This is a genomic window from Streptomyces spinoverrucosus, from assembly GCF_006539505.1.
Lineage (GTDB): Bacteria > Actinomycetota > Actinomycetes > Streptomycetales > Streptomycetaceae > Streptomyces > Streptomyces spinoverrucosus.
In genome coordinates this window covers 1-1476 of the sequence record NZ_BJND01000175.1, presented here as the reverse complement: position 1 = coordinate 1476, position 1476 = coordinate 1, and the positions used below count along the sequence as shown (strand labels likewise).

General features: G+C 68.1%; 1 protein-coding gene. It reads left to right on the top strand.

Annotated features, from left to right (window positions below; all coding sequences use genetic code 11):
• The first annotated feature begins 49 nt into the window (after positions 1-49).
• Positions 50-1468 carry a sugar porter family MFS transporter gene (locus SSP24_RS42365; protein WP_141316590.1) on the top strand — a complete coding sequence of 473 codons (1419 nt, stop codon included), beginning with the start codon at positions 50-52 and terminating at the stop codon, positions 1466-1468.
• Positions 1469-1476: the final 8 nt, after the last annotated feature.

Here is a 1476-nt window from a genome sequence, read left to right as displayed (position 1 = left end):
GAGGGCTCACCCCACTCCGGCAGCGTTGCCGGTGGCCCGAGGAGTACACGTGACCAGCACAGCGCAGGCACCCAAGTCAGGAGCCAGGTCGGCTCAGCCCGAACACCTCGGGCACGTCATCTTCATCGCGGCGGCGGCCGCGATGGGCGGCTTCCTGTTCGGCTACGACAGCGCCGTGATCAACGGCGCCGTCGAGGCCATCCGGGACCGTTACGACATCGGCTCCGCGGCGCTGGCTCAGGTCATCGCCGTCGCGCTGATCGGCTGCGCGATCGGTGCCGCGACGGCGGGCCGGATAGCCGACCGCATCGGCCGTATCCGGTGCATGCAGATCGCCGCGGTGCTGTTCACCGTGAGCGCCGTGGGCTCCGCGCTGCCCTTCTCGCTGTACGACCTCGCCTTCTGGCGCATCGTCGGCGGCTTCGCCATCGGCATGGCCTCCGTGATCGGCCCGGCCTACATCGCCGAGGTCGCCCCGCCGGCGTACCGCGGTCGGCTCGGTTCCTTCCAGCAGGCCGCGATCGTGGTCGGCATCGCCGTCTCGCAGCTGGTCAACTGGGGCATCCTGAACGCCGCGGGCGGCGACCAGCGCGGTGAGCTGATGGGCCTGGAGGCCTGGCAGCTGATGCTCGGCGTCATGGTCGTCCCGGCCATCCTCTACGGCCTGCTCTCCTTCGCCATCCCCGAGTCCCCGCGCTACCTGCTCTCCGTCGGCAAGCGTGACCGCGCCCGCGAGATCCTCTCCGAGGTCGAGGGCCGCGACCTCGACCTCGACGCCCGGGTCGCCGAGATCGAGAACGCCATGAAGAGCGAGCACAGGTCCACGTTCAAGGACCTGCTCGGCGGCAGCTTCTTCTTCAAGCCGATCGTCTGGGTCGGTATCGGCCTGTCGGTCTTCCAGCAGTTCGTCGGCATCAACGTCGCGTTCTACTACTCCTCGACGCTGTGGCAGTCGGTCGGCGTGGACCCGACGGACTCGTTCTTCTACTCGTTCACCACGTCGATCATCAACATCGTCGGCACCGTCATCGCGATGATCTTCGTCGACCGCATCGGCCGCCGGCCGCTCGCGATCATCGGTTCGGTCGGCATGGTGATCGGCCTCGCGCTGGAGGCCTGGGCGTTCTCCTTCGACCTCGTCGACGGCAGGCTCCCGGCCACCCAGGGCTGGGTCGCCCTGATCGCCGCCCACATCTTCGTCCTGTTCTTCGCCCTGTCGTGGGGTGTGGTCGTCTGGGTCATGCTCGGCGAGATGTTCCCGAACCGGATCCGTGCCGCCGCCCTGGGCGTGGCCGCCGCCGCGCAGTGGATCGCCAACTGGGCCATCACCGCGAGCTTCCCGTCGCTGGCCGACTGGAACCTCTCCGTGACCTACGTGATCTACACCGTCTTCGCCGCGCTCTCCGTCCCGTTCGTCCTGAAGTTCGTGAAGGAGACGAAGGGCAAGTCGCTGGAGGAGATGGGCTGAGCCTCGTA